This window comes from Caballeronia sp. LZ003 (assembly GCF_031451465.1).
Lineage (GTDB): Bacteria > Pseudomonadota > Gammaproteobacteria > Burkholderiales > Burkholderiaceae > Caballeronia.
Map to the genome: position 1 here is coordinate 1004948 of NZ_JARUXJ010000003.1, position 19581 is coordinate 1024528.

At 64.5% G+C, this 19581-nt stretch carries 17 protein-coding genes and 1 pseudogene; 7 read left to right on the plus strand and 11 right to left on the minus strand.

Features of this window, described 5'->3' with window-relative positions; all coding sequences use genetic code 11:
• Positions 1-65 precede the first annotated feature (65 nt).
• Genes QCE79_RS21970 through QCE79_RS21995 form a run of 6 tightly spaced genes read left to right on the plus strand, consistent with a single transcriptional unit; the run spans position 66 to position 6100 of the window.
• On the plus strand, positions 66-1955 hold the full coding sequence (locus QCE79_RS21970) for a feruloyl-CoA synthase (protein WP_250468191.1): 1890 nt from the start codon (positions 66-68) through the stop codon (positions 1953-1955).
• 44 nt (positions 1956-1999) lie between these two features.
• Positions 2000-3139: an acyl-CoA dehydrogenase family protein gene (locus tag QCE79_RS21975; protein WP_309847923.1), complete on the plus strand. Its 1140-nt coding sequence runs from the start codon at positions 2000-2002 to the stop codon at positions 3137-3139.
• A 30-nt stretch (positions 3140-3169) separates the two neighbouring features.
• Positions 3170-4354: a lipid-transfer protein gene (locus tag QCE79_RS21980; RefSeq protein ID WP_309847925.1), complete on the plus strand. Its 1185-nt coding sequence runs from the start codon at positions 3170-3172 to the stop codon at positions 4352-4354.
• A 28-nt stretch (positions 4355-4382) separates the two neighbouring features.
• A complete protein-coding gene (locus tag QCE79_RS21985; RefSeq protein WP_309847927.1) occupies positions 4383-4823 on the plus strand; it encodes a MaoC family dehydratase N-terminal domain-containing protein in 441 nt (146 codons plus the stop codon).
• A gap of 12 nt (positions 4824-4835) precedes the next feature.
• Positions 4836-5252 carry a MaoC family dehydratase gene (locus tag QCE79_RS21990; RefSeq protein ID WP_244830293.1) on the plus strand — a complete coding sequence of 139 codons (417 nt, stop codon included), beginning with the start codon at positions 4836-4838 and terminating at the stop codon, positions 5250-5252.
• A gap of 23 nt (positions 5253-5275) precedes the next feature.
• Positions 5276-6100 (plus strand): SDR family NAD(P)-dependent oxidoreductase, encoded by an 825-nt coding sequence (locus tag QCE79_RS21995; RefSeq protein WP_309847931.1) that lies wholly within the window; start codon positions 5276-5278, stop codon positions 6098-6100.
• Between the two features lie 81 nt (positions 6101-6181).
• Here QCE79_RS21995 and QCE79_RS22000 read toward each other — a convergent pair whose 3' ends face one another.
• From QCE79_RS22000 to QCE79_RS22010, 3 genes are all read right to left on the minus strand, one after another.
• The gene (locus tag QCE79_RS22000) at positions 6182-7342 is read right to left on the minus strand and encodes a CaiB/BaiF CoA-transferase family protein (RefSeq protein ID WP_250527544.1); all 1161 of its coding nucleotides are present in this window, start codon (positions 7340-7342) and stop codon (positions 6182-6184) included.
• Positions 7343-7503: 161 nt separating this feature from the next.
• Positions 7504-9060 (minus strand): long-chain-fatty-acid--CoA ligase, encoded by a 1557-nt coding sequence (locus QCE79_RS22005; protein WP_309847934.1) that lies wholly within the window; start codon positions 9058-9060, stop codon positions 7504-7506.
• 23 nt (positions 9061-9083) lie between these two features.
• Positions 9084-9878, minus strand: a complete 795-nt coding sequence (locus tag QCE79_RS22010; RefSeq protein WP_309847937.1) for a crotonase/enoyl-CoA hydratase family protein — start codon at positions 9876-9878, stop codon at positions 9084-9086.
• Between the two features lie 42 nt (positions 9879-9920).
• Here QCE79_RS22010 and QCE79_RS39370 point away from each other — a divergent pair.
• A pseudogene (locus QCE79_RS39370) lies at positions 9921-10001 on the plus strand (pentapeptide repeat-containing protein); the annotation flags it as partial.
• Positions 10002-10026: 25 nt separating this feature from the next.
• Here QCE79_RS39370 and QCE79_RS22015 read toward each other — a convergent pair.
• The 8 genes from QCE79_RS22015 to QCE79_RS22050 form a co-directional block, all read right to left on the minus strand.
• Positions 10027-11031, minus strand: coding sequence for an acyl-CoA dehydrogenase family protein (locus QCE79_RS22015; protein ID WP_309847940.1), 1005 nt, complete (start codon positions 11029-11031; stop codon positions 10027-10029).
• Positions 11032-11056: 25 nt separating this feature from the next.
• The gene (locus tag QCE79_RS22020; RefSeq protein ID WP_309847944.1) at positions 11057-12214 is read right to left on the minus strand and encodes an acyl-CoA dehydrogenase family protein; all 1158 of its coding nucleotides are present in this window, start codon (positions 12212-12214) and stop codon (positions 11057-11059) included.
• Between the two features lie 93 nt (positions 12215-12307).
• Positions 12308-13495 (minus strand): lipid-transfer protein, encoded by a 1188-nt coding sequence (locus QCE79_RS22025; protein WP_309847946.1) that lies wholly within the window; start codon positions 13493-13495, stop codon positions 12308-12310.
• A gap of 27 nt (positions 13496-13522) precedes the next feature.
• Entirely contained in the window at positions 13523-14662 is a 1140-nt protein-coding gene (locus tag QCE79_RS22030; protein ID WP_309847949.1) for an acyl-CoA dehydrogenase family protein, read from the minus strand.
• Positions 14663-14805: 143 nt separating this feature from the next.
• Entirely contained in the window at positions 14806-17547 is a 2742-nt protein-coding gene (locus QCE79_RS22035; protein ID WP_309847952.1) for a LuxR C-terminal-related transcriptional regulator, read from the minus strand.
• A 317-nt stretch (positions 17548-17864) separates the two neighbouring features.
• Positions 17865-18125 (minus strand): helix-turn-helix domain-containing protein, encoded by a 261-nt coding sequence (locus QCE79_RS22040; protein ID WP_250468178.1) that lies wholly within the window; start codon positions 18123-18125, stop codon positions 17865-17867.
• Positions 18122-19099 carry a serine O-acetyltransferase EpsC gene (gene epsC, locus QCE79_RS22045; protein WP_244830271.1) on the minus strand — a complete coding sequence of 326 codons (978 nt, stop codon included), beginning with the start codon at positions 19097-19099 and terminating at the stop codon, positions 18122-18124. The genes QCE79_RS22040 and epsC overlap by 4 nt, the downstream gene beginning before the upstream one ends.
• Before the next feature lie 187 nt (positions 19100-19286).
• Positions 19287-19514, minus strand: coding sequence for a hypothetical protein (locus QCE79_RS22050; RefSeq protein ID WP_244830270.1), 228 nt, complete (start codon positions 19512-19514; stop codon positions 19287-19289).
• Positions 19515-19581 lie beyond the last annotated feature (67 nt).

A 19581-nucleotide genomic window follows, 5' to 3' on the forward strand; every position in this document is an offset into this window, starting at 1 on the left:
AAAACTCCACGAAATAACGCCGGTGCGCGCCGCGGTGCGCACTGAAGCCAAGGAGACAGGCGTAAATGAGTACGCTGATGGATGACGTATCTGCAGTAGCGCCTTATCGTCCCGTGCGTTTCCCGGAGCGCCGGCCGCACATCGAGCACCGTCCCGACGGCACGCTTATCCTCAGTTCGGCGAGCGCGCCGCCGGTCATTGCCGAGCGCAGCTTTGCCGCGTTCATTCCCGCGTGGGCCGAGCGTCGCGGCGACGACACGGCATTCGCCGAGCGCGATGCAACGGGCGCATGGCGCACCATTAGCTGGCGCGAACTGTGGGTACAAGTCCAGACGGTTGCCGCTGCGCTGCTCGAAATGGGACTGGGTCAGCAGCGTCCCGTGATCCTGCTATCAGGCAATTCGATCGAGCAGGCGGTATTGCTGCTCGCGGCCGAATACGTCGGCATTCCGAGTGCGCCGGTGTCGCCTGCTTATTCGCTCGTCAGCCGGGACTTCGCGCGTCTCAAAGGCGTGCTGCGAATGGTTCCGCCCGCCACGGTGTTCGTGCAGGATGCGGCGCAGTTCGCGCGCGCGCTTGCCGCTCTCGCCGCTTCGGGCGTCGCGGGCACATCGATCATCACCGTGTGCAACGCCGCGCCCGGCCACCGCACCTGGGCCGATTTGCTCGCCAGCGGATTGACGCACGCGCGCAGCGCCGCCGTCGCGGCAGCGCATGCATCGATCGACGGCGCCCACACCGTTCGCGTGCTGTTCACCTCGGGCTCGACTGGTGTTCCGAAGGGCGTGCCGCTCACCTACGGCAACTTCAGGGCAGTCGCGTCCTACTACGCCGACAACCTCGGCTGGCTGCTGGAATCGCCACCGGTCTTTCTCGACTGGCTGCCCTGGCATCACGGTCTGGGCGGCGTGCTCAATCTCGGCCGTTCGATCCAGTTCGGCGCGACCCACTATATCGACGACGGCCGGCCGCTTCCGGGCCTGATCGAGCGCACGGTTCGCAATCTGCGCGACGTCTCGCCCACCGTGTTCACGAGTGTTCCCTCGGCGTGGGCCGTACTGGCGGGCGAACTCGAACGTGACCCCGTGCTCGCGCGGAGCCTGTTCGCCGACGTCCAGTATTTCGGCTATGGCGGGGCCAGCCTTCCCGCCGACGTGTGGAATCGCATCCAGCGCGTCGCCGTCGATACCATCGGCCGGCGCATCGTCTTTTCGACCGGTCTCGCCTGCACGGAAACGAGCGGCATGGGCACCTATTGTGGCTGGCCGTCGAAAGACCTCGGTAACATCGGCGGCCCGGTTCCCGGCTCCGAAGTGAAGCTGGTGCCGCTCGACGGCGGCGACGGACGCTACGAGATCCGCATGCGCGGCGCGAATGTCTTCGGCGGCTATCTCGACAATCCGGAACTGAGCGCGGCCGCGTTCGATTCAGAAGGATTCTTCCGCCTCGGCGACGCCGTCCGTCTGGCCAATCCGGAAGACGCGGGCGAAGGCCTGCTCTTCGCCGGCCGCGTGGTCGAAGACTTCAAGCTCACCAACGGCACCTGGGTACGCACGGGCGCCGTCCGTCTCGGTCTGCTCGAACTGTGCGCCCCGCTCATTTCGGACGCGGTGATCTGCGGTCACGATCACGACTATCTCACCGCGCTTGCATGGCCGAACGTGGCCGCCTGCAAACGGCTCGCCCCCGAGCTTGCCGAACTGGACGCGGAAGCGCTCGCCCGGCATCCGCTCGTGGTGGCCGCGCTGCGCGAACGCCTCGTCACTCAGCGAGGCGGTGGCGCCAGCCGCACCATCGAACGCGTGATGCTGATGGCGGAACCGCCTTCCATCGACGCCAACGAGATCGCCGAAAAAGGCTACGTCAATCAGGCCGTCACCCGCGCGCGGCGCGCTCATCTGATCGAGCCTCTCTTTCACGCCGAGCCGGCCGCGCATATCGCCTGCGCACGGTAAGCCTCACACCCGGATCAGGCGGATCTTTTCTCAGGAACTTAGTCATGCACATTACTCGAACCGTCTTCCGCGACGATCACGAAATGCTGCGCACCAGCGTGCGCCGCTTTCTGGAACGGGAATGCGTTCCGAAACAGGCCGAATGGGACAAGACCGGCCGCGTCGATCGCGAAACCTGGCTGAAGGCGGGCCGTGAAGGACTGCTGTGCCTGACGCTGCCAGCCGAATACGGCGGAGGCGGCGGCGATTTCGGTCATGCGGCCGTGCTCAACGAGGAAGTGAATCGCGCGGGCCTGAGCGGGCTGGGCTTCGGCGTTCACTCGGACGTCATCGCGCCTTATATCGCGCGCCTCGGCAGCGAAGATCAAAAGCAGAAGTGGCTCCCCAAAGTCTGCTCGGGCGAGTCGATTCTCGCCATCGCAATGACCGAACCGGGTACCGGCAGCGACCTCAAGTCCGTGCGGACGAGCGCCGTGCGCGATGGCGACGAGTACGTCATCAACGGCAGCAAGACCTTCATTAGCAATGGTCTGAATGCCGACCTGATCATCGTGATCTGCAAAACAGACCCGAGCGCGGGTTCGAAGGGCGTGAGCCTGATCGTGGTCGAGGCAACTCGTGCGGGATTTCGCCGTGGCCGCAAGCTCGACAAGGTCGGCATGCACGGGCAGGACACCGCCGAGTTGTTCTTCGACGACGTGCGCGTTCCGGTCGCCAACCGTCTCGGCGAGGAAGGTCAGGGCTTTGCCTACCTGATGGGTGAACTGCCGCAGGAGCGCTTGTCCATCGCCATCGGCGCGGCGGCGAAGCTCGAAGCCTGTCTCGAACATACGCTGAACTATGTGAAGGACCGCCGCGCCTTCAATCAGACCGTATGGGACTTCCAGAACACCAAGTTCAAGCTTGCCGACATCAAGGCCCAGGCCACGGCCGTGCGCCTGATGGTCGATCACTATCTGGCCGAGCACGTGCGCCGTCGCCTGACGCTCGAAGAAGCCGCCATCGCCAAGCTCTACGCCACCGAGACACTTGGCAAGGCGCTCGACGAGATGGTGCAGCTTCACGGCGGCTACGGCTACATGCTCGAGTACCCCGTCGCACGCGCCTTCGCCGATGCGCGCGTGAACCGCATTTATGGCGGCACGAGCGAGGTCATGCGCGACCTCATCTCCCGCAAGCTGTAAGTCGAACCTTCTTTTCCACGGAGCAGTGATATGACTCGTAACGTCTTCGTCGCCGGCGTCGGCATGATCCCGTTCAAGAAACCCGGCACCAGCGACACCTACGACGTGATGGGCGCCGGCGCGGTTCGCCAGGCACTGGCCGATGCCGGGCTCGACTACGCCGACGTCCAGCAGGCCTACGCCGGTTACGTCTACGGCGATTCGACCTGCGGTCAGAAAGCGCTCTACCGCGTGGGCATGACCGGCATTCCGGTCATCAACGTCAACAACAACTGTGCAACCGGTTCGTCGGCGTTGTTCCTCGCCCGTCAGGCCGTCCAGAGCGGCGCGGTGGACTGCGCGCTTGCGGTCGGCTTCGAATTCATGCAGCCGGGCGCGCTGTCATCGAAGTGGAGCGACCGCGCACCGGCGCTCGAACGCGCGCTGGATCTGGTCAACGAACTGGTCGACCGAACCGATCTGCCGTCTGCCATCCGCCAATTCAGCGGCGCGGGCCGGGCGCACATGGAGAAGTACGGCACTCGCCTCGAAACCTTTGCCAGGATTCGCGCGAAGGCGAGCCAGCATGCGGCGCGCAATCCGCTCGCCGTGTTCCGCAATGTCGTGACGCCGGAAGACGTGCTGGCCTCGCCGATGATCTGGGAAGGCGTGCTGACGCGCCTGATGGCCTGTCCGCCGACTTGCGGGGCGGCTGCGGCGATCGTCGTGTCGGAGGCGTTCGCGCGGCGGCACGGCTTGCGCACCGACGTGCTGATCGCCGGCCAGTCTCTCACCACCGACGAGCCGAGCACTTATGACAGCCGCGACATGATCCGCGTGGTCGGCTTCGACATGACGCGCTCCGGCGCGAAGCTCGCGTACGAGCAGGCAGGCGTCGGCCCCGAAGACATCGACGTGATCGAATTGCACGACTGCTTCGCGCAGAACGAGTTGTTGACCTACGAGGGCCTTGGTCTGTGTGCCGAAGGCGATGCGGAAAAACTCGTCAACGACGGCGACAACACATACGGCGGCAAGTGGGTGGTCAATCCCTCGGGCGGGCTCTTGTCCAAGGGTCATCCGCTCGGCGCGACCGGCCTTGCCCAGTGCTACGAGCTGACCCATCAGATGCGCGGCACGGCCGACGAACGTCAGGTGGAAGGCGCGAAGGTCGCGCTGGCGCATAACCTCGGGCTCGGCGGCGCGTGCGTCACGACCGTGTACAAGGCCGCCTGATGCCGCGACTTCCGATGGAGTATCCGACATGATCGACAAGAAGCACATCGGCCTGGTGATTCCGGCCTTTCGTACCGTGGCCGAAGCGGGACGACTGCGCTTTTTCGCGAAGGCGATCGGCGAGACCAACCCGATCTATTTCGATGAATCGGCGGCGCGCGATGCCGGCCACCCCGGCCTGCCACTGCCGCCCACCTTCCTGTTTTCACTGGAACTCGAGCAGCCCGATAAAAGCTGGCGCGACGAGATCGGCATTCAGGTCACGCGCATCCTGCACGGCGAGCAGTCGTTCACCTATCACCGTCTGGCCTATGCGGGCGACGTGCTGCGCTTCGAGTGCCGCATCGCCGACATCTACGACAAGAAAGGCGGCGCGCTCGATTTCGTGGTGCGCGAAACGCGCGTGACCAACCAGCATGGCGAGCATGTCGCGGATCTGCGCAGCGTGCTCGTGCATCGCAACGGCTGAGGAGAAACCCGAATGACACCATTGAGTTTCGATGACATCGAGGTGGGCGACACACTGCCGCCGCTCACGCTGGCGCCCGTCGACCGCACGACGCTGGCGCTTTTCGCAGGCGCATCCGGCGATCACAACGCGGTTCACATCGACCTCGATTTTGCACGGCGTGCCGGCATGCCCGACGTCTTTGCGCACGGCATGTTGTCGATGGCCTGGCTCGGCCGCCTGCTGACGCTGTGGACCGACCAGCGCAATCTGCGGCACTTCGGCGTGCGCTTCGTCGGCATCACGCAACTGGGACACCGGATCACGTGCAGCGGACGGGTCGTCGACAAATCCGAGGCGAATGGCGAACGTCTCGTGAAGGTCGAGATCCAGACCACCAATCAATACGGCGAGCCGCGCGTCCTGGGCGACGCGTCGATCGCACTGTAGTTTCGTTCATCGAGGAGAAAGATATGGGCAAGCTTGACGGCAAAGTGGCACTCGTCACCGGTTCCGGACGTGGTATTGGCCGCGCCATCGCGGAGAAACTGGCAAGCGAAGGCGCGCGTCTCGTGATCAACGACCTCGACGCCGAGCCGGCGCACGAAACGGTCGAGGTTTTGAAGAAGATGGGCACGCTGGCCGTCGCGGTCGTCGGCAACGTAAGCGCGCCCGACTTCGCCGACCGCTTCATCGGCACGGCGATGAACACGTTCAAGGGCATCGACATCATCGTCAACAATGCCGGCTATACGTGGGACGACGTGGTCCAGAAGATGACCGACGAACAGTGGTACGCGATCATCGACTGTCACATGACCGCGCCGTTTCGCATTCTGCGCGCCGCCTATCCGCATGTGAAGGCGTTGCATGCCGCCGACAAGGAAGCCGGGCGCGACGTATATCGCAAGGTCGTGAATATTTCGTCGGTATCGGCGCTCACCGGCAATGCCGGGCAAATGAACTATTCGTCGGCGAAAGCGGGCGTGATCGGCATGACGCGTGCGCTGAGCCGCGAGTGGGGGCGCTTCAACGTCAATGTGAACTGCGTGGCGTTCGGGCTGATTCACACGCGCATGACGAAGGCGGATGCGGATTCCGGCGCGACGGTCAGGATCGAAGGGCGCGATATTCGCGTGGGCGTGAATGCGGAGCGGCTAAAAGCGCACGCGATGAGCAATCCGCTGGGACGCGGGGGCACGCCGGAAGAAGCGGCTGGCGGCGTCTATCTGTTTTGCTCGCCCGAGTCGAACTACATCACGGGGCAGACGGTGGCGGTAGCCGGCAATCTGCAGTGATGCGGGCAGTGGCATGAAAGCACAACGGTCCGGCTCGAAGCCGGACCGTTTTTTTTGCTACCGCGTATGACTCGGACGGGCTCAGCCCTCTGCCTGAAAGCCAACCCCGTGAAGGCGCATGCGATCGATGGCGGCGTCGTCGAACCCCCAATCGTGCAACGCACGCAGCCCCCCTTCACCGCGTTGCGGCGCGGCGCGCGTGACTTTCGAAGGCGTGCGAGAAAAACGCGGTGCGGGTGCAGGCTGAACCACGCCAGCCACCTCGACGAAACTGCCGCGCGCCTGATGCTGCGGATGAGCCGGCGCTTCCGAAAAGCTCAAAACTGGCGCGACACACGCGTCGCTACCTTCGAACACGGCGCACCATTCATCGCGCGTGCGTTCGAGAAAGGCCGCCGCGAAGCGTTCGCGCAGGACCGGCCAGCCGCTGCGATCGTGCTGCTCCGGCAATCCCGCGTCCGCGAGGCCGAGCTTCGTGAGGAGTTCGGCATAGAAACGCGACTCGACCGCGCCGACCGTCATGTATTGACCATCGCGAGTGCGGTAGCTGTCGTACCAGGGCGTGCCGCCATCCAGCAGATTGCTCTCGCGCTCCTCGCGCCAGTTGCCCGAAGCGAGCATGCCCCAAAAGATCGAACCCAGTTGCGCCGCGCCTTCGATCATCGCGGCATCGACTACCTGACCTTCGCCGCCGCGCTGAACGTTGAAGAGCGCCGCCACCACGCCCAGCGCGAGAAGCATGCCGCCACCGCCGTAGTCGCCGACAAGATTCAGCGGCGGCACCGGCGCTCCGTCGGCGCGGCCGATGCCGGACAGCACGCCGGACAGCGCGATGTAGTTCAGATCGTGCCCCGCGCGCGCGGCGAGCGGACCCGTTTGCCCCCAACCGGTCATGCGTCCATACACGAGTCGCGAGTTGCGCGACAGTGCGGCCTGCGGGCCGAGCCCAAGCCGTTCCATGGTGCCGGGCCGAAAGCCTTCGATCAGGACATCGGCGCGGGAAATCAGATCCAGCGCGGCTTCGGCCGCTTCGGGTTGCTTCAGATCCAGCGTGACCGAACGACGACCGCGCCCCGTGACATCCGCACGGTTGCCGTTGGTCTTCGGACCCAGATCGGCGTGCGGACGGGGCCGGTCGACTCGCAAGACATCCGCGCCCATGTCGGCCAGCAACATGGCGCCGAACGGCCCCGGACCGATCGCCTCGAATTCCAGCACGCGTACACCGCTCAAAACACCCATCGTTCCTCCCTTTTCGATTTTGCATGACGGTGCGTTCGGCGCACCGCGGTAGATCGGCTTTCCGTCTTCCGGATGACGGCCTCGATTCAGTGGAAGTAAGCCAGAATGCAGGAGAAGCGGCCCCCCCCTGGCCGGGTGGAAGGCTTCGCTGCCTGACTTCGTCAGTTGACGGCGCGCGCCCTGTCCGCCCAGTATGCCGCGCGGAGTTCGCGCTTGAGGATCTTGCCCGCGCCCGACAAGGGCAGCCGCTCCCGAAACTCGATCGTTCTGGGACATTTATAGCCGGCGATGAACGCGCGGCAATGCCTGCGTATCTCTTCTTCGCTGGTCGTTTCGCCGGGCTTGCACACGATCACGGCGTGGACCGCTTCGCCCCACATGTCATGCGGCACGCCTACCACCGCACACGCGGCGACCGCGCCGTGAAGTGCGATCACGTTTTCGACCTCGGCGGAATACACGTTTTCGCCGCCGCTGACGATCATGTCCTTGAGCCGGTCGACGATGTACAGATAGCCTCGGTCGTCCATATACGCGCCGTCGCCAGTATGCAGCCAGCCGCGACGTAGGGCCTGCGCGGTTTCCTCCGGCTTGTTCCAGTAGCCCGCCATTACGTTCGGTCCGCGCACGACGAGCTCCCCTACCGTGCCGCGCGGCACTTCCTGGCCGTGCACATCGACCACTTTCACCAGCAGTCCGGGCAGCCCACGGCCGATGGAGCGATAAAGGCCGCTCCTTCTCGCCGCGTCATCGTGATTGGCGGGCGGATTGACGGAGATGCTGGGACAGGCCTCGGTCATGCCGTACGAATGCGCCAGTTCGACACCCGGCAGGCATTCGATCACGCGATTCAGCAACGGCTCGGGAATAGGCGACGCGCCATAGGTGAGACGCCGCAAGCGCGACAAATCGGCCTGGGCAAAGTCTGGGTGATTCAAGACGCCCTGGATCATCGTCGGCACGAGCAGGGTTTCGCTGACGTGCTCTTGATCGATTGCCTTCAAGACTTCGCGCGCGTCGAAGGCGGGAATGATCACATGCGCCTCGCCCGCAACGAACTGCACGAGCGCACGCCCCAGAGCCGCGACATGAAAAAACGGCGCGCCGTGCAGCACCGCGGTCCCGGCGAGCGGCGCCGATTCCGCGATCCGCATGATGCACGACGACCACATGTTCAGATGCGTCTGCATCACCCCTTTCGGAACACCGGTGGTGCCGCCGGTGTACATGATGCAAGCGAGGTCGGCGCCGCTGCGACCGATGTCCTCCATCGGCGCGGCTGCCGCGATCAGGGCGTCGAACGACAGCATGCCGTCCGGCGCCGCGCCATCGCCTGCGTGAATCAGTATTGGAACGGTTCGCACGAGGCGGCATATGTCGCGCGCCGTCTCGAGGTGCTGGTCATCCACGATCAGGATGCGCGTGTCGCAATCGTTCAACGAATAGGCGATCTCCGCGGCGCTCCAGCGAATATTGACGGGATTGAGCACGCCGCCGCCCCACCAAACGCCCATCGCATACTCGAGGTAGCGGTCGGAATTCAGCGCCAGCATGCCGACCCGCTCGCCCTCCGTCAGGCCGAGTTCGACCAGAGCCGACGCAAGCCGCGCGACGCGATCGCCGAATTCACGAAAGGTCCGCCTGCGCCCTTTGAACGATACCGCCGTCCGGTCCGGGTTCTGCCGAAGCGAGCGATGAAGGCCCTGAGTCAACTGCATGCTGTCTTCCCTCTGCCGGCGCGTTATCCGTTGAACGACGGGTGCCGTTTGTCGATGAAAGCGGAAACGGCTTCGCGGTGATCGTCCGTTTGATGAGCCAACGCCTGATAAGCCGCCGACATTTCCAGCAGCGTGTCGAGCCGGCAATGCATGCCTTCGCGCAGCAGCCGTTTGGCAAGGCGCACCGCATGCGGCGGATTGGCCGCGATGTCCTCGGCGAGGGCGCGCGCGGTCGCAAGCAGCGTGTCATGCGCAACGACGCGCGATACGAGATTCCATTCGAGCGCCTGCTGGGCGCCGATCACCCTGCCGGTGAAGGTCAGTTCCGCCGCCCGCGACAGTCCGATGATGCGTGGCAGGAGCCACGCGCCACCATCGCCGGGAATGATGCCGAGCCGGACAAAACTTTCGGCGAACTTTGCGTGTTCCGACGCAATGCGTATATCACACATGCAGGTGAGATCCAGTCCGGCGCCGATTGCCGCGCCATTCACCGCCGCGATGACAGGCACTTCCAAATTGAAGAGCGCGAGCGGCAACTGTTGAATGCCTCGCCGGTACTCCTGACGGATCTCCACGCCTGACATGGACCCCGATGCATGCCGCTTCATGTCATGGACGTTGCCGCCCGAAGAGAAGGCCGTTCCGGCACCGGTCAGGATCACGGCCCGCACCGAGCGGTCCGTCTCGATCCGCCTGATCGCGTCGAGGAATTCGTCCACCGCCGTGTTGCCGGTCAGCGGATTGCGGCGCTCGGGCTCGTTCATCGTCAGCGTGACGATATGACCGTCCTGCTCGTACTTCAGAAAGTCGTTCATGGAATGTCCGGTCGTTATTAGAAGCCGTCGTCTCAGGCCGTTTTGTCTCAGGCCGTTTTGTCTCAGGCCGTTTTGTCTCAGGCCGTTTTGTCTCAGGCCGTTTTGTCTCAGGCCGTTTTGTCTCAGGCCGTCGTCTCAGGCCCGTCACTCAGGCTGTTTCGAGCGGCGCGGTTCGTGCGAAGTCGGCGATGGTGGGGGTCATCCGCGCAAGCGCCGCCTCGCCGACCACGCAATTCCAATACGCCTCGGAACCGTCGGCCATGCGCCATTCGTGCAGTCTGCGCGTATAGAGCTGCAGGTCGTACTCCGCGGTAACTCCGATAGCCCCGTGCAGCGCGTGAGCGATGGATGCCACCAGCGGCACCGCCATGCTGGTGCGCGCCTTGGCGATCGCCGTCGCGAGCCGCGCCGGCACAGGGCCGGCGCCGGAAAACGCCAGTTCGGCTGCAATTGCCGCCGCGCTCGTGTGCTGGGCCATCACACTCAACTGATGTTGCACCGCCTGAAACTTGCCGATGGACTTGCCGAATTGAGACCGGTCGTTGCAGTACCGAAGCGTCATGCCGAATACGCGATCCATCGCACCGGAGATGGCTGCCGCGTGAATGGCCGCGCTGAACAGAGGCACTTCCCCGCCGCTTCGACCGAGCGGCGCGGAAACGCGGTCGCCGCGCCATGTCAAGGTTGCGCACAGGCTGCCCCGCACGCCGCCCGGCTCGCGTGCGGCATGGTTCGCGTCGAGCAGAAGCAGAGCGCCATCGAGATTCGCGAGCACATATTCACAGATGGTCCCGAACGGCGTGGCGGGCGCCTCCAACGATTGGTGCTCATCGTCAAGGCGTCGGCAGCGGCCCGCCAGCGTGATCATGCCGGCTGGAGCCGCAATGCCGCTCTCGCGCAACAACGCCCGCGCCGCGATGCTCTGCGCCACCGGCGCGGGCGTGGCGAACCGCCCCAGCGTGACGAAGACAGACGCGAGCGCGGACAGCGCAAGCCCGGCACCGCCTGCGCTTTCCGGCGTCAGCAGTTCCAGAAAGCCGGCTTCTTCCAGCGCAGCCCAGATGGCCGAGGGCGAGCCACCGTTTTCGATGGCCCTGATGGCGTCCGGAGTCGCGTAATCACGCAGAATGGCCTCGATTGCTTCCGTGAACATGGGAGTCTTTCCTGATGCATGAGAATTAGCGCAAGCCCAGGCCGCGCGCGATCATGCCGCGCAGCACTTCGCGCGTGCCGCCGCGCAACGAGAATGCAGGGGAAACCTGACTGAGATAGGCCAGCGTCCGATACAGCTCGGGTGCGATGGACCGTGCCGGATCGGCCGTGATCGCGGCTTCCAGCAGCGCGGGTATGGTCTGCTCGAACTCGGTGCCGATGTCCTTCACCAGGGCGGCCTCGACCACGGGGCTCTCGCCGCGCACGAGCCGCGCCGTCACCGCGATGGACATGCAACGCAATGTCGCCAGTTGCGCGACGAGGCTGCCAAGCAAAGCAAGGTCAGCGGGTTTCGCGCTCTCTCTTCGCAAATGGGCGACCCAGCTATCGAGCAGCACGACGCTCGAATAAAGCCGCTCCGGGCCGCTACGTTCGAACGCGAGTTCCGCGGTCACCTGTTCCCAGCCTGCGCCTTCCTCGCCGATCAGCGCTTCGTCGTTGAGGAAGACATCGTCGAAGGTCACTTCGGAGAAGTGCGCGTCGCCCGTGAGGTCCACGATAGGCCGCACAATCACGCCCGGCAACGCGAGATCCACGATGAACTGCGACAAACCCTTCTGGCGATCCTCCGGCGCTCCCGACGAACGCACGAGCGCGATCATGTACTGACAGTGCTGTGCATTGGTCGTCCAGATCTTGCGGCCGTTCAGCCGCCAGCCGCCTTCACTGCGTACCGCGCGGGTTCGCACGCTGGCGAGATCCGAGCCCGCGTTGGGTTCGCTCATGCCGATGCAGAAAAACGCCGACGCGGCGCAAATGCGCGGCAGGTAGAAGTCCTTCTGCGCCTGCGTTCCGTAGCGCAGGATCAATGGACCGCTTTGCCGGTCCGCGATCCAGTGCGCGGCCACCGGTGCGCCAACGGCAAGTAATTCTTCCACCAGCACGAACCGTCGAAACGCATCCATTCCCGCGCCACCGTAACGCGTGGGCAGCGTGAGCCCGACCCAGCCGCGCGCGGCGAGCCGACGGCTGAATGCGGCATCGAAGCCCATCCATGAACGGGCGCGGACGTCGGCCGCGGCGTGCGGCAGATGTTCCGCGATGAACTCCTTCACTTCCGCGCGGAAGGCTTCGGCCTCGACGGGCAACGCCGTTAGATGAAAGGCATCCAGCAGATTACTCACGTCTCGCTCCCCGTGTTTGCATGACAGACGTCCGATGAACGGCGCCCGTGTTCGAAGTGCGAAGTCGAATGCATGGTCACGCTCGAAGCCGCGTCAGCTCGTGCCGTAAAGCGTGACCACACACGCACCGCCCAACCCGAGGTTGTGCTGCAACGCATGCCGCGCGCCCTCGACCTGACGCCGGTCCGCGCTGCCGCGCAACTGATGCGTGAGCTCGTAACACTGCGCAAGCCCCGTCGCGCCCAACGGATGTCCCTTCGATAGCAGCCCGCCCGACGGATTGACCACGACCTTGCCGCCATAGGTGTTGTCGCCGTCCTTGACGAATTTTTCCGCGCCGCCTTCCGGACAGAAGCCCAGCGCCTCGTAGCAGATGACTTCGTTGTGCGCGAAACAGTCGTGCAGTTCGCATACGTCGATATCCTCCGGTCCGACACCCGCGTGTTCGTAGACCTTGTTGGCCGCCGACCGCGTCATATGCGTGCCGACGTAATTGAGCATCGACGGCGGATCGAACGAAGCGGGCGGATCGGTGGTAAGCGCCTGCGCGACGATCCGCACGTCGTTGCGCAGCCCGTGCTTCTTCGCGAAACGCTCCGACACGAGGATGGCGGCAGCGCCGCCGCACGTTGGCGGGCATGCCATCAGGCGCGTCATCACACCGGGGATCAGCACCGTATCGTTCATGACGTCTTCGGTGCTGACCTGCTTGCGAAACAGCGCCAGCGGATTATTGGCGGCGTGACGGCTCGCCTTGGCGCGCACGGCGGCGAACGTTTCCATCGTCGTGCCGTGACGCTTCATGTGTTCACGTCCCGCGCCGCCGAAGGTTCGCAACGCCTGTGGAAGATGCGCGAGATCCGCCGTCAGGCCATGCATGATCGGCACGAACCGTGCGCGCGTGACCGGGCGGTCGTCCCAGTGCGACTTCAGCGCGCCCGCCTGCATCTGTTCGAAGCCGAGCGCCAGCACGCACTCGGCGTCGCCCGTGGCAATGGCCTGACGCGCGAGATAAAGCGCCGTCGAGCCCGTCGAACAGTTGTTGTTGACGTTGACGATCGGGATGCCCGTCATGCCGACTTCGTACAGTGCGGTCTGGCCGCAGGTGGAATCGCCATAGACGTAACCGGTAAAGGCCTGTTGCACGAGGTCGTAGGGAATGCCGGCGTCGGCGAGTGCGCGGCGCGTCGCCTCCGCTCCCATTTCGATGTAACTCTGGCTCGCGCCCGGCTTGGCGAATTGAATCATTCCGACGCCTGCCACCAGCACTTTTTCGCTCATGATGTTTCCCGCCAATAGTAGGGATGCTTACAGTTTTCTGGAGATCAGGTCGCGCAGCACTTCGCTGGTGCCGCCGAAGATGCGCGTCACCCGCATGTCGGCGAACGCGCGCACGATCGGATACTCGAGCATGTAGCCGTAGCCGCCGTGCAACTGCACCATCTCGTCGATGCACTTCCACATGGTTTCGGTCGCGAACAGCTTGGCGATGGCGGCTTCCTGCAAGGTGAGCCTGCGCTCCATATGCTCGCGGAGGTAATAGTCCACCAGCGTGCGTACGGCCACCGCTTGCGCCTTGACATCGGCCAGCTTGAATTTCGTGTTCTGGAAGTCCCACACCGTCTGATTGAACGCGCGGCGATCCTTGACGTATTGCAGCGTGAGCTCCAGTTGGCGTTCGAGTTTCGCCGCACTGTAGATCGCGATGATCAGGCGCTCCTGCGGCAGTTCTTCCATCAGGTGGATGAATCCACCGTTTTCCTGACCGATCAGATTGGTGACGGGCACGCGAACGTCGTCGAAAAAGAGTTCGGCCGTGTCGGCGGCGGCCTGACCGACCTTCTCCAGCTTGCGACCGCGCCGAAAGCCCGCGCGGTCGGTCTCGACCATGATGAGGCTTACGCCTTTTGCGCCCGCGGACGGGTCGGTCTTGCAGACCGCCACCACCATGTCGCAATTCAGGCCGTTGGATATGAAGGTCTTGCTGCCGTTGATGATGTACTCGTCGCCGTCGCGGACCGCCGTGGTGCGGATGGACTTCAGGTCGGAGCCCGTGCCCGGCTCGGTCATGGCAATGGCGAGAATCTTCTCGCCGCGACAAATGGGCGGCAACCAGTTGCGTTTCTGCGCCTCGGTGCCGAGACGCACGATGTACGGCGCGGTGATGTCCGAATGCACGGAATAACTGAAGCCCGACACGCCAGCGCGATGCAGTTCTTCCGCCACGATGGCCGAGTGCCCGAAGTCGCCGCCGCCACCGCCGTATTCTTCCGGCACGGTCACGCACAGCAGTCCTTCGCGGCCCGCTTTCAGCCAGGTCTCACGATCCACGCAACCGGCCTCGTCCCACTTGGCCTGACGGGGCAGGCATTCCCGCTCGAAAAAACGCCGCGCGGTTTCGCGCAGCATTTCATGGTCCTCGCGATAGACATTACGCTTGACTTCCACCGAACACTCCTCATGACGGATTGTCGCGGCCCACGCATGCGGGAGCGTGCCGCTTCGACAAGGTCATTCTGCGTCGGGAACGGGGGGAACGAGCCCACCCGCGTAGGGTGGAAAGCACGGGAAAGCGGGCAGCGAGCGCATGGTCAGCCGGCGTTCAGATCGCGCATTCTGGCGACAGCGCCATCGCGGCCGGATACGTCGAGCTTTCGATAGATATTTTTCAGATGCCACTTCACGGTGTCGAGCGATACATCCATGACGCGCGCTATTTTCTTGTTCGGCAGCGCGAGCGCGAGCAAACTCAGCACCTCGCTCTCGCGTTCGCTCAACAGATCGCCCGAGGCCTGCGGACCGCTCGCCCCGGCCGGGACGCGTGCGCGTGCTTTCCCCGCATTCACGAGACGCTCCGCGTAGAACGCCAGCACGGGATCGAAGTGCGGATCCGACACGACGACGTCGAGCATCGCCTGCGAGTCGCCCGCGCCATCGAGCACGCTGCGCATGAGTCCGAGGCGATGGCCCACGCGCAACGCCTCGGTCAGATGCTCGCGGGCGCGTTTGTCGTTGCAACGGCCTTGCTCCGCGATGGCCAGCTGCAGGCGCAGGCTCGCCACGCGGCTCCACCGGCCGCCCGCCTCGGACAACGCGGCGAGCGGCTTCAGACGCGCGACGGCGCCGTCGAAATCATTCTGATGCAGACACATGGCGATACGCGCAAGACCGGCGCATACGCTGATTTCCCACGCCGTGCTGCGCACCGCGCCCGAGTAACGCACGGCGAGCGCCTCCAGCCGTGACAGCGCGGCATCCGCTTCGTCGACCTGGCCGTCGTCCAGCAGCCAGCGCGAACGCCAGTGCAGCGCGCAGGCGAGCAGCCGGTCGACCTGGCGGCGCGCCGCGTAATCTTCGAGACGCGTCAGATAATCGAGCGCTTTGCCGCGTCTGCCCGCCAGCCAGTGAGCGCCGGCCAGCACGGTCAGCGCGCGCAGTACTGTGTCGGGAATGGACACTCGTTCGAGCAGGTCGATGCGGTTCTCCAGCAGCGCGAGCGCGGCCTCGACATCGTTCAGTTCGTAAAGCGCCTCGCCCAGCAGCGCCGCCGACATGCACGCAATACCGATATACGCCGCGCCTTGCTTGTCTGCCTCGCTCAGCACCTCGCGCAGAACGCGCTCCGCGAGCAGCACCTGTCCTTCGGCGGCGTGCGTCATGCCGCCCATGCATCGGCCGAGCAGGTTGCCGCGCGGCGCGCCTTCACGCGACGCACCTTCTTCCAGCTCCTTGCGCGCCTCCGCGTACTCGCCGCGATGGATGAACATCCACGAGAGAATGTTGCTGCGCCCGGCACGTGTGAAGGCGTCGGCGTCGGACGGCACGCGCTGCAATTCCGGCAGCAAGGCGGCCACGGAGTCGGTATCGTCGCGCTGCAGTGCCAGTCCACCCCGCAACACGGCAAGCGCATACCGCTCGCGCGGGCCGGACCGCTCGCTGCGCCGTGCAATCTGCCGAATGGCCTGCTGCAGCGCATCGGTTTCGCCGGCATACATTTGCAGATACGCCTGCATCACGAGGAGATCGAAGCGTGCCGCCACCTGTCCCGGCGGAAGGCGGCGCATGAGGCTCGCGAGCTGCCGCAATTCGCCGCGCGCGAGCAGCGTGTGAGCGAATCCCTCGACCATATTGGCGGCTGCCTCGCTGTTTCCCGCAAGCACGGCATGTTGAACTGCCTCGTCCATGTGACCGTGCGCATCGAACCAGTGCCATGCCGCTGCATGAAGCCCACGTTGCGCCTCGTCTGGCAGACTTGCCACGCGGTTCAGCAGGACGCTGCGCAACAACGGATGCAGGCGGTACCACGCATCGCGCTCCTGTTCGGGGGCGACAGACGTGACGAACAGATTGTCTGCCTCCAGGCGAATGAGTTGCGCGGCGATATCGTCGATGGCGAGACCAACGACGCCGGCTTGGTCCAGCAGATCAGCGCAGAGTGGCGCGCAGAAGCGGCCGCAGAGGGCCGCGTGGGTGAGCAGGAGCACATCGTCGCGGGGCAAGCGGGCCAGCACCTCGCGTTCGAAGTAGCCCACGAACGCCGCGCCTTCGCACACGCTCGCTGGCGCAAGCGGAGCCCCGCGTCTGGCTTTGAGGTCGTTCGCGAATAACTGGAGGCCGGTCGCCCAGCCGTCGGTGAGTTCGTGCACGACCTGTGCGTCGCGCTTGCCGATCCGGCCGGACTGCTCGCGAAGAAAACGCTCCGATTCCTCGGCGGAGAAACGCAAGTCCTGCTGATCGAACTCCGTGGTCAGACCTTGCGCGCGCAATCGCGCGAGCGACAGCGGCAACGGCCGCCGCGAAGTCAGTACCACATGCAGTTGCGGCGGCGCGTAGTCGATCAGCCATCGCAACGCCTCGAATATGCGCGCGTCCCTGAGATGGTGGACGTCGTCGAGCATAAGCACGAGTTCGCGTTTGTGGCGGGCGACACCCCGCACGAGAGCGATAACCCAATGTTCCACGGCAAGTTCGTCGCCATCGCGTGCGGTGAGGCGTTCCGCCATGTCGACGATCGTCTGGTCCACCAAGGCGAGACTCGACAGCAGACCGGCGAAGAATGTGCGCACCTCGTCGTCCGCAGGCGCGAGCGACAGCCATGCCACGTCGAAGTCGAGCGTCAGAAGGGAGTGCCGCCACGCCATGAGCGTGCTGGTCTTCGCGCTTCCGGCCGGCCCGTGAATGACGATGCAGCGCTGGCGCCGTGCGTCGAGCAGGCGGGCCAGCAAGGCGCTTCGTGGCATCAACTGACGTGCGCCGCGTGGCGGTACGAACTTGTGCGCCACACGCACGACAGACACGGGGGATTCGACTGCGGTTTCGCCAAGATCGGACATGCTGGACTCTGCAAGCGGGGCCGTGATTCGTCCCGATTGTAGGACCCGGTCGATGCATTCCGAAGGCCTCTTACGACCACCCACCCGATTCGGGTGGGTTGGCGAGCCGGCCACCCTACCCCGATGGCCACGCATGCGGCGACGGCATCGGCGGATTCATCGACGCGCGGCCTTTGTTCCGAATTGAGATCGTCTTGAGGAGCGGCCCGCCGGGACGGCCAAGCGCGATGCTGCCGCAGGCTTACGAAGACACTTCTACAAGAAGCGTCTGTGCATGCATCGCACGCAATACGGCCGATGAACCCGACGCGCCCGCGTTACTTCGCCGATGGCGTGGACTCCGATATCAGCGACGCCAGATCTCCACGCGACGCGCCGAAAAGACGCCCCGCCGGCACATTGAACGCTTGCGCGATCTTGTCGAGCGTCACGATGGAAGCGATGCACGTCCCACGTTCTATCTCGCCGACATAGGAGCGATTGAGCCCGGCTTGTTCGGCGAGTTGTTCCTGCGTCCAGCCGAACGACTCGCGCAACTCGCGCACGGTCGCGCCGAAGTGACGCACCACCGTGCTCATGGCGTGACCTGTTCGGCTTGCGGCGCGCGCTTGGGCGTTTGCACGACCGTTTGGGTCGGCGTCTGCGCATGCGACACCGCCGCGCTCTGCGAAAGCGCCTGCGTCACGTAGCTTCCCGGCGCGACATCGTGCGTGAGCCATACGTTGCCGCCGATCACCGCGCCTTGACCGAGCGTAACGCGGCCCAGAATGGTCGCGCCCGCGTAGATGACGACATCGTCTTCCACCACGGGATGCCGTGCGAGTCCTTTCTCCAGATTGCCTGCGGCATCGCGTGGAAAGCGTTTGGCGCCGAGCGTCACCGCCTGATAGATGCGCACGCGGTCGCCGATCACCGTCGTCTCGCCGATCACCACGCCCGTGCCATGATCGATGAAGAATCCCGCGCCGATCTTCGCGCCCGGATGAATATCGATGCCCGTTTCGCTATGCGCGAGTTCCGCGACGATGCGCGCGAGCAACGGCAACTCCAGCCGGTACAACTCATGCGCGATCCGGTGATGAATCATCACGAGAATGCCGGGATAGCAGAGCAGCACTTCATCGACGCTGCCTGCCGCCGGATCGCCCTGATAGGCCGCGAGAATATCGCTGTCCAGAAGGCTCCGAATGCGCGGCAACGTCTTCGCGAAGGCCTTCACCGCGGTGCTCGCGCGTGCGTCGATGGCCGCATCGTCGCGCGGTGCGTGACGCGCCTTGTATTGCAGTTCCAGCTTTGCTTGCACGAGAAGCCCTTGCAGCGCGAAGTCGAGCGCATGGCCCACGTAAAAGTTCTCGCTTTCCTGACGCAGATCGGGCGGTCCGAGCCGCATTGGAAAGAGCGCGCCCTTCATCGCGCCGACGATATCGGTCAGCGCCTCGCGCGCCGGAAGTTCGCGCCCGCCCGGTTCGAGCGATCGCCGCTGCACTTCCCGCCATTGCTGGCGCACCGTCTGAAGCGACTGGACGATGTCATCGATATCGAATACGGCCACGGTTGCAGTCCTCTATGTTTGAAGCTCGACGTCTTGGTCACCCGACAGTCGCCCGACAAAAAGGCAACCGTCTATAGCCATCAATCCCGACTATGCGAGACATGGCGGGAAAGTGGAACCAAGCAAAATTCATTTGCATAGAAGATGGTGCGGATGGCGCGGCGCGGCGCCGCGGTGAAGATTGCTGCTAGCGCCTGAGCGCCGCAAACCGCTTGTTGCGCTGGTCGATCCACATCCGCGCCCAGCGCAACGCATACGCGACCGCGTGATCCGCCTCGAAGAAGTAATCGAGTGCATCGAACGTGAACGACGAGCCGTGCGGCGACACCTTGTTCTCGATAGTCAGGTTTGCCGCGAACAGGCCGCTCGGCATGGCATGGGCAGACGGTGCCACGTCGTATCCCTTGTATCGCATGGAGGTCTCCGTTTATGCGCGTGCGGACCGTAGCGTCCGCGATGTTTTTATCCTAGTATGCGCGCCA

What these genes read in the sequence shown, in the direction of transcription:
- QCE79_RS21970 (WP_250468191.1), top strand. Translation starts at nt 66, where the DNA reads ATGAGTACGCTGATGGATGACGTATCTGCAGTAGCGCCTTATCGTCCC.
- QCE79_RS21975 (WP_309847923.1), top strand. Translation starts at nt 2,000, where the DNA reads ATGCACATTACTCGAACCGTCTTCCGCGACGATCACGAAATGCTGCGC.
- QCE79_RS21980 (WP_309847925.1), top strand. Translation starts at nt 3,170, where the DNA reads ATGACTCGTAACGTCTTCGTCGCCGGCGTCGGCATGATCCCGTTCAAG.
- QCE79_RS21985 (WP_309847927.1), top strand. Translation starts at nt 4,383, where the DNA reads ATGATCGACAAGAAGCACATCGGCCTGGTGATTCCGGCCTTTCGTACC.
- QCE79_RS21990 (WP_244830293.1), top strand. Translation starts at nt 4,836, where the DNA reads ATGACACCATTGAGTTTCGATGACATCGAGGTGGGCGACACACTGCCG.
- QCE79_RS21995 (WP_309847931.1), top strand. Translation starts at nt 5,276, where the DNA reads ATGGGCAAGCTTGACGGCAAAGTGGCACTCGTCACCGGTTCCGGACGT.
- QCE79_RS22000 (WP_250527544.1), bottom strand. Translation starts at nt 7,342, where the DNA reads ATGGGTGTTTTGAGCGGTGTACGCGTGCTGGAATTCGAGGCGATCGGT.
- QCE79_RS22005 (WP_309847934.1), bottom strand. Translation starts at nt 9,060, where the DNA reads ATGCAGTTGACTCAGGGCCTTCATCGCTCGCTTCGGCAGAACCCGGAC.
- QCE79_RS22010 (WP_309847937.1), bottom strand. Translation starts at nt 9,878, where the DNA reads ATGAACGACTTTCTGAAGTACGAGCAGGACGGTCATATCGTCACGCTG.
- QCE79_RS22015 (WP_309847940.1), bottom strand. Translation starts at nt 11,031, where the DNA reads ATGTTCACGGAAGCAATCGAGGCCATTCTGCGTGATTACGCGACTCCG.
- QCE79_RS22025 (WP_309847946.1), bottom strand. Translation starts at nt 13,495, where the DNA reads ATGAGCGAAAAAGTGCTGGTGGCAGGCGTCGGAATGATTCAATTCGCC.
- QCE79_RS22035 (WP_309847952.1), bottom strand. Translation starts at nt 17,547, where the DNA reads ATGTCCGATCTTGGCGAAACCGCAGTCGAATCCCCCGTGTCTGTCGTG.
- QCE79_RS22040 (WP_250468178.1), bottom strand. Translation starts at nt 18,125, where the DNA reads ATGAGCACGGTGGTGCGTCACTTCGGCGCGACCGTGCGCGAGTTGCGC.
- QCE79_RS22050 (WP_244830270.1), bottom strand. Translation starts at nt 19,514, where the DNA reads ATGCGATACAAGGGATACGACGTGGCACCGTCTGCCCATGCCATGCCG.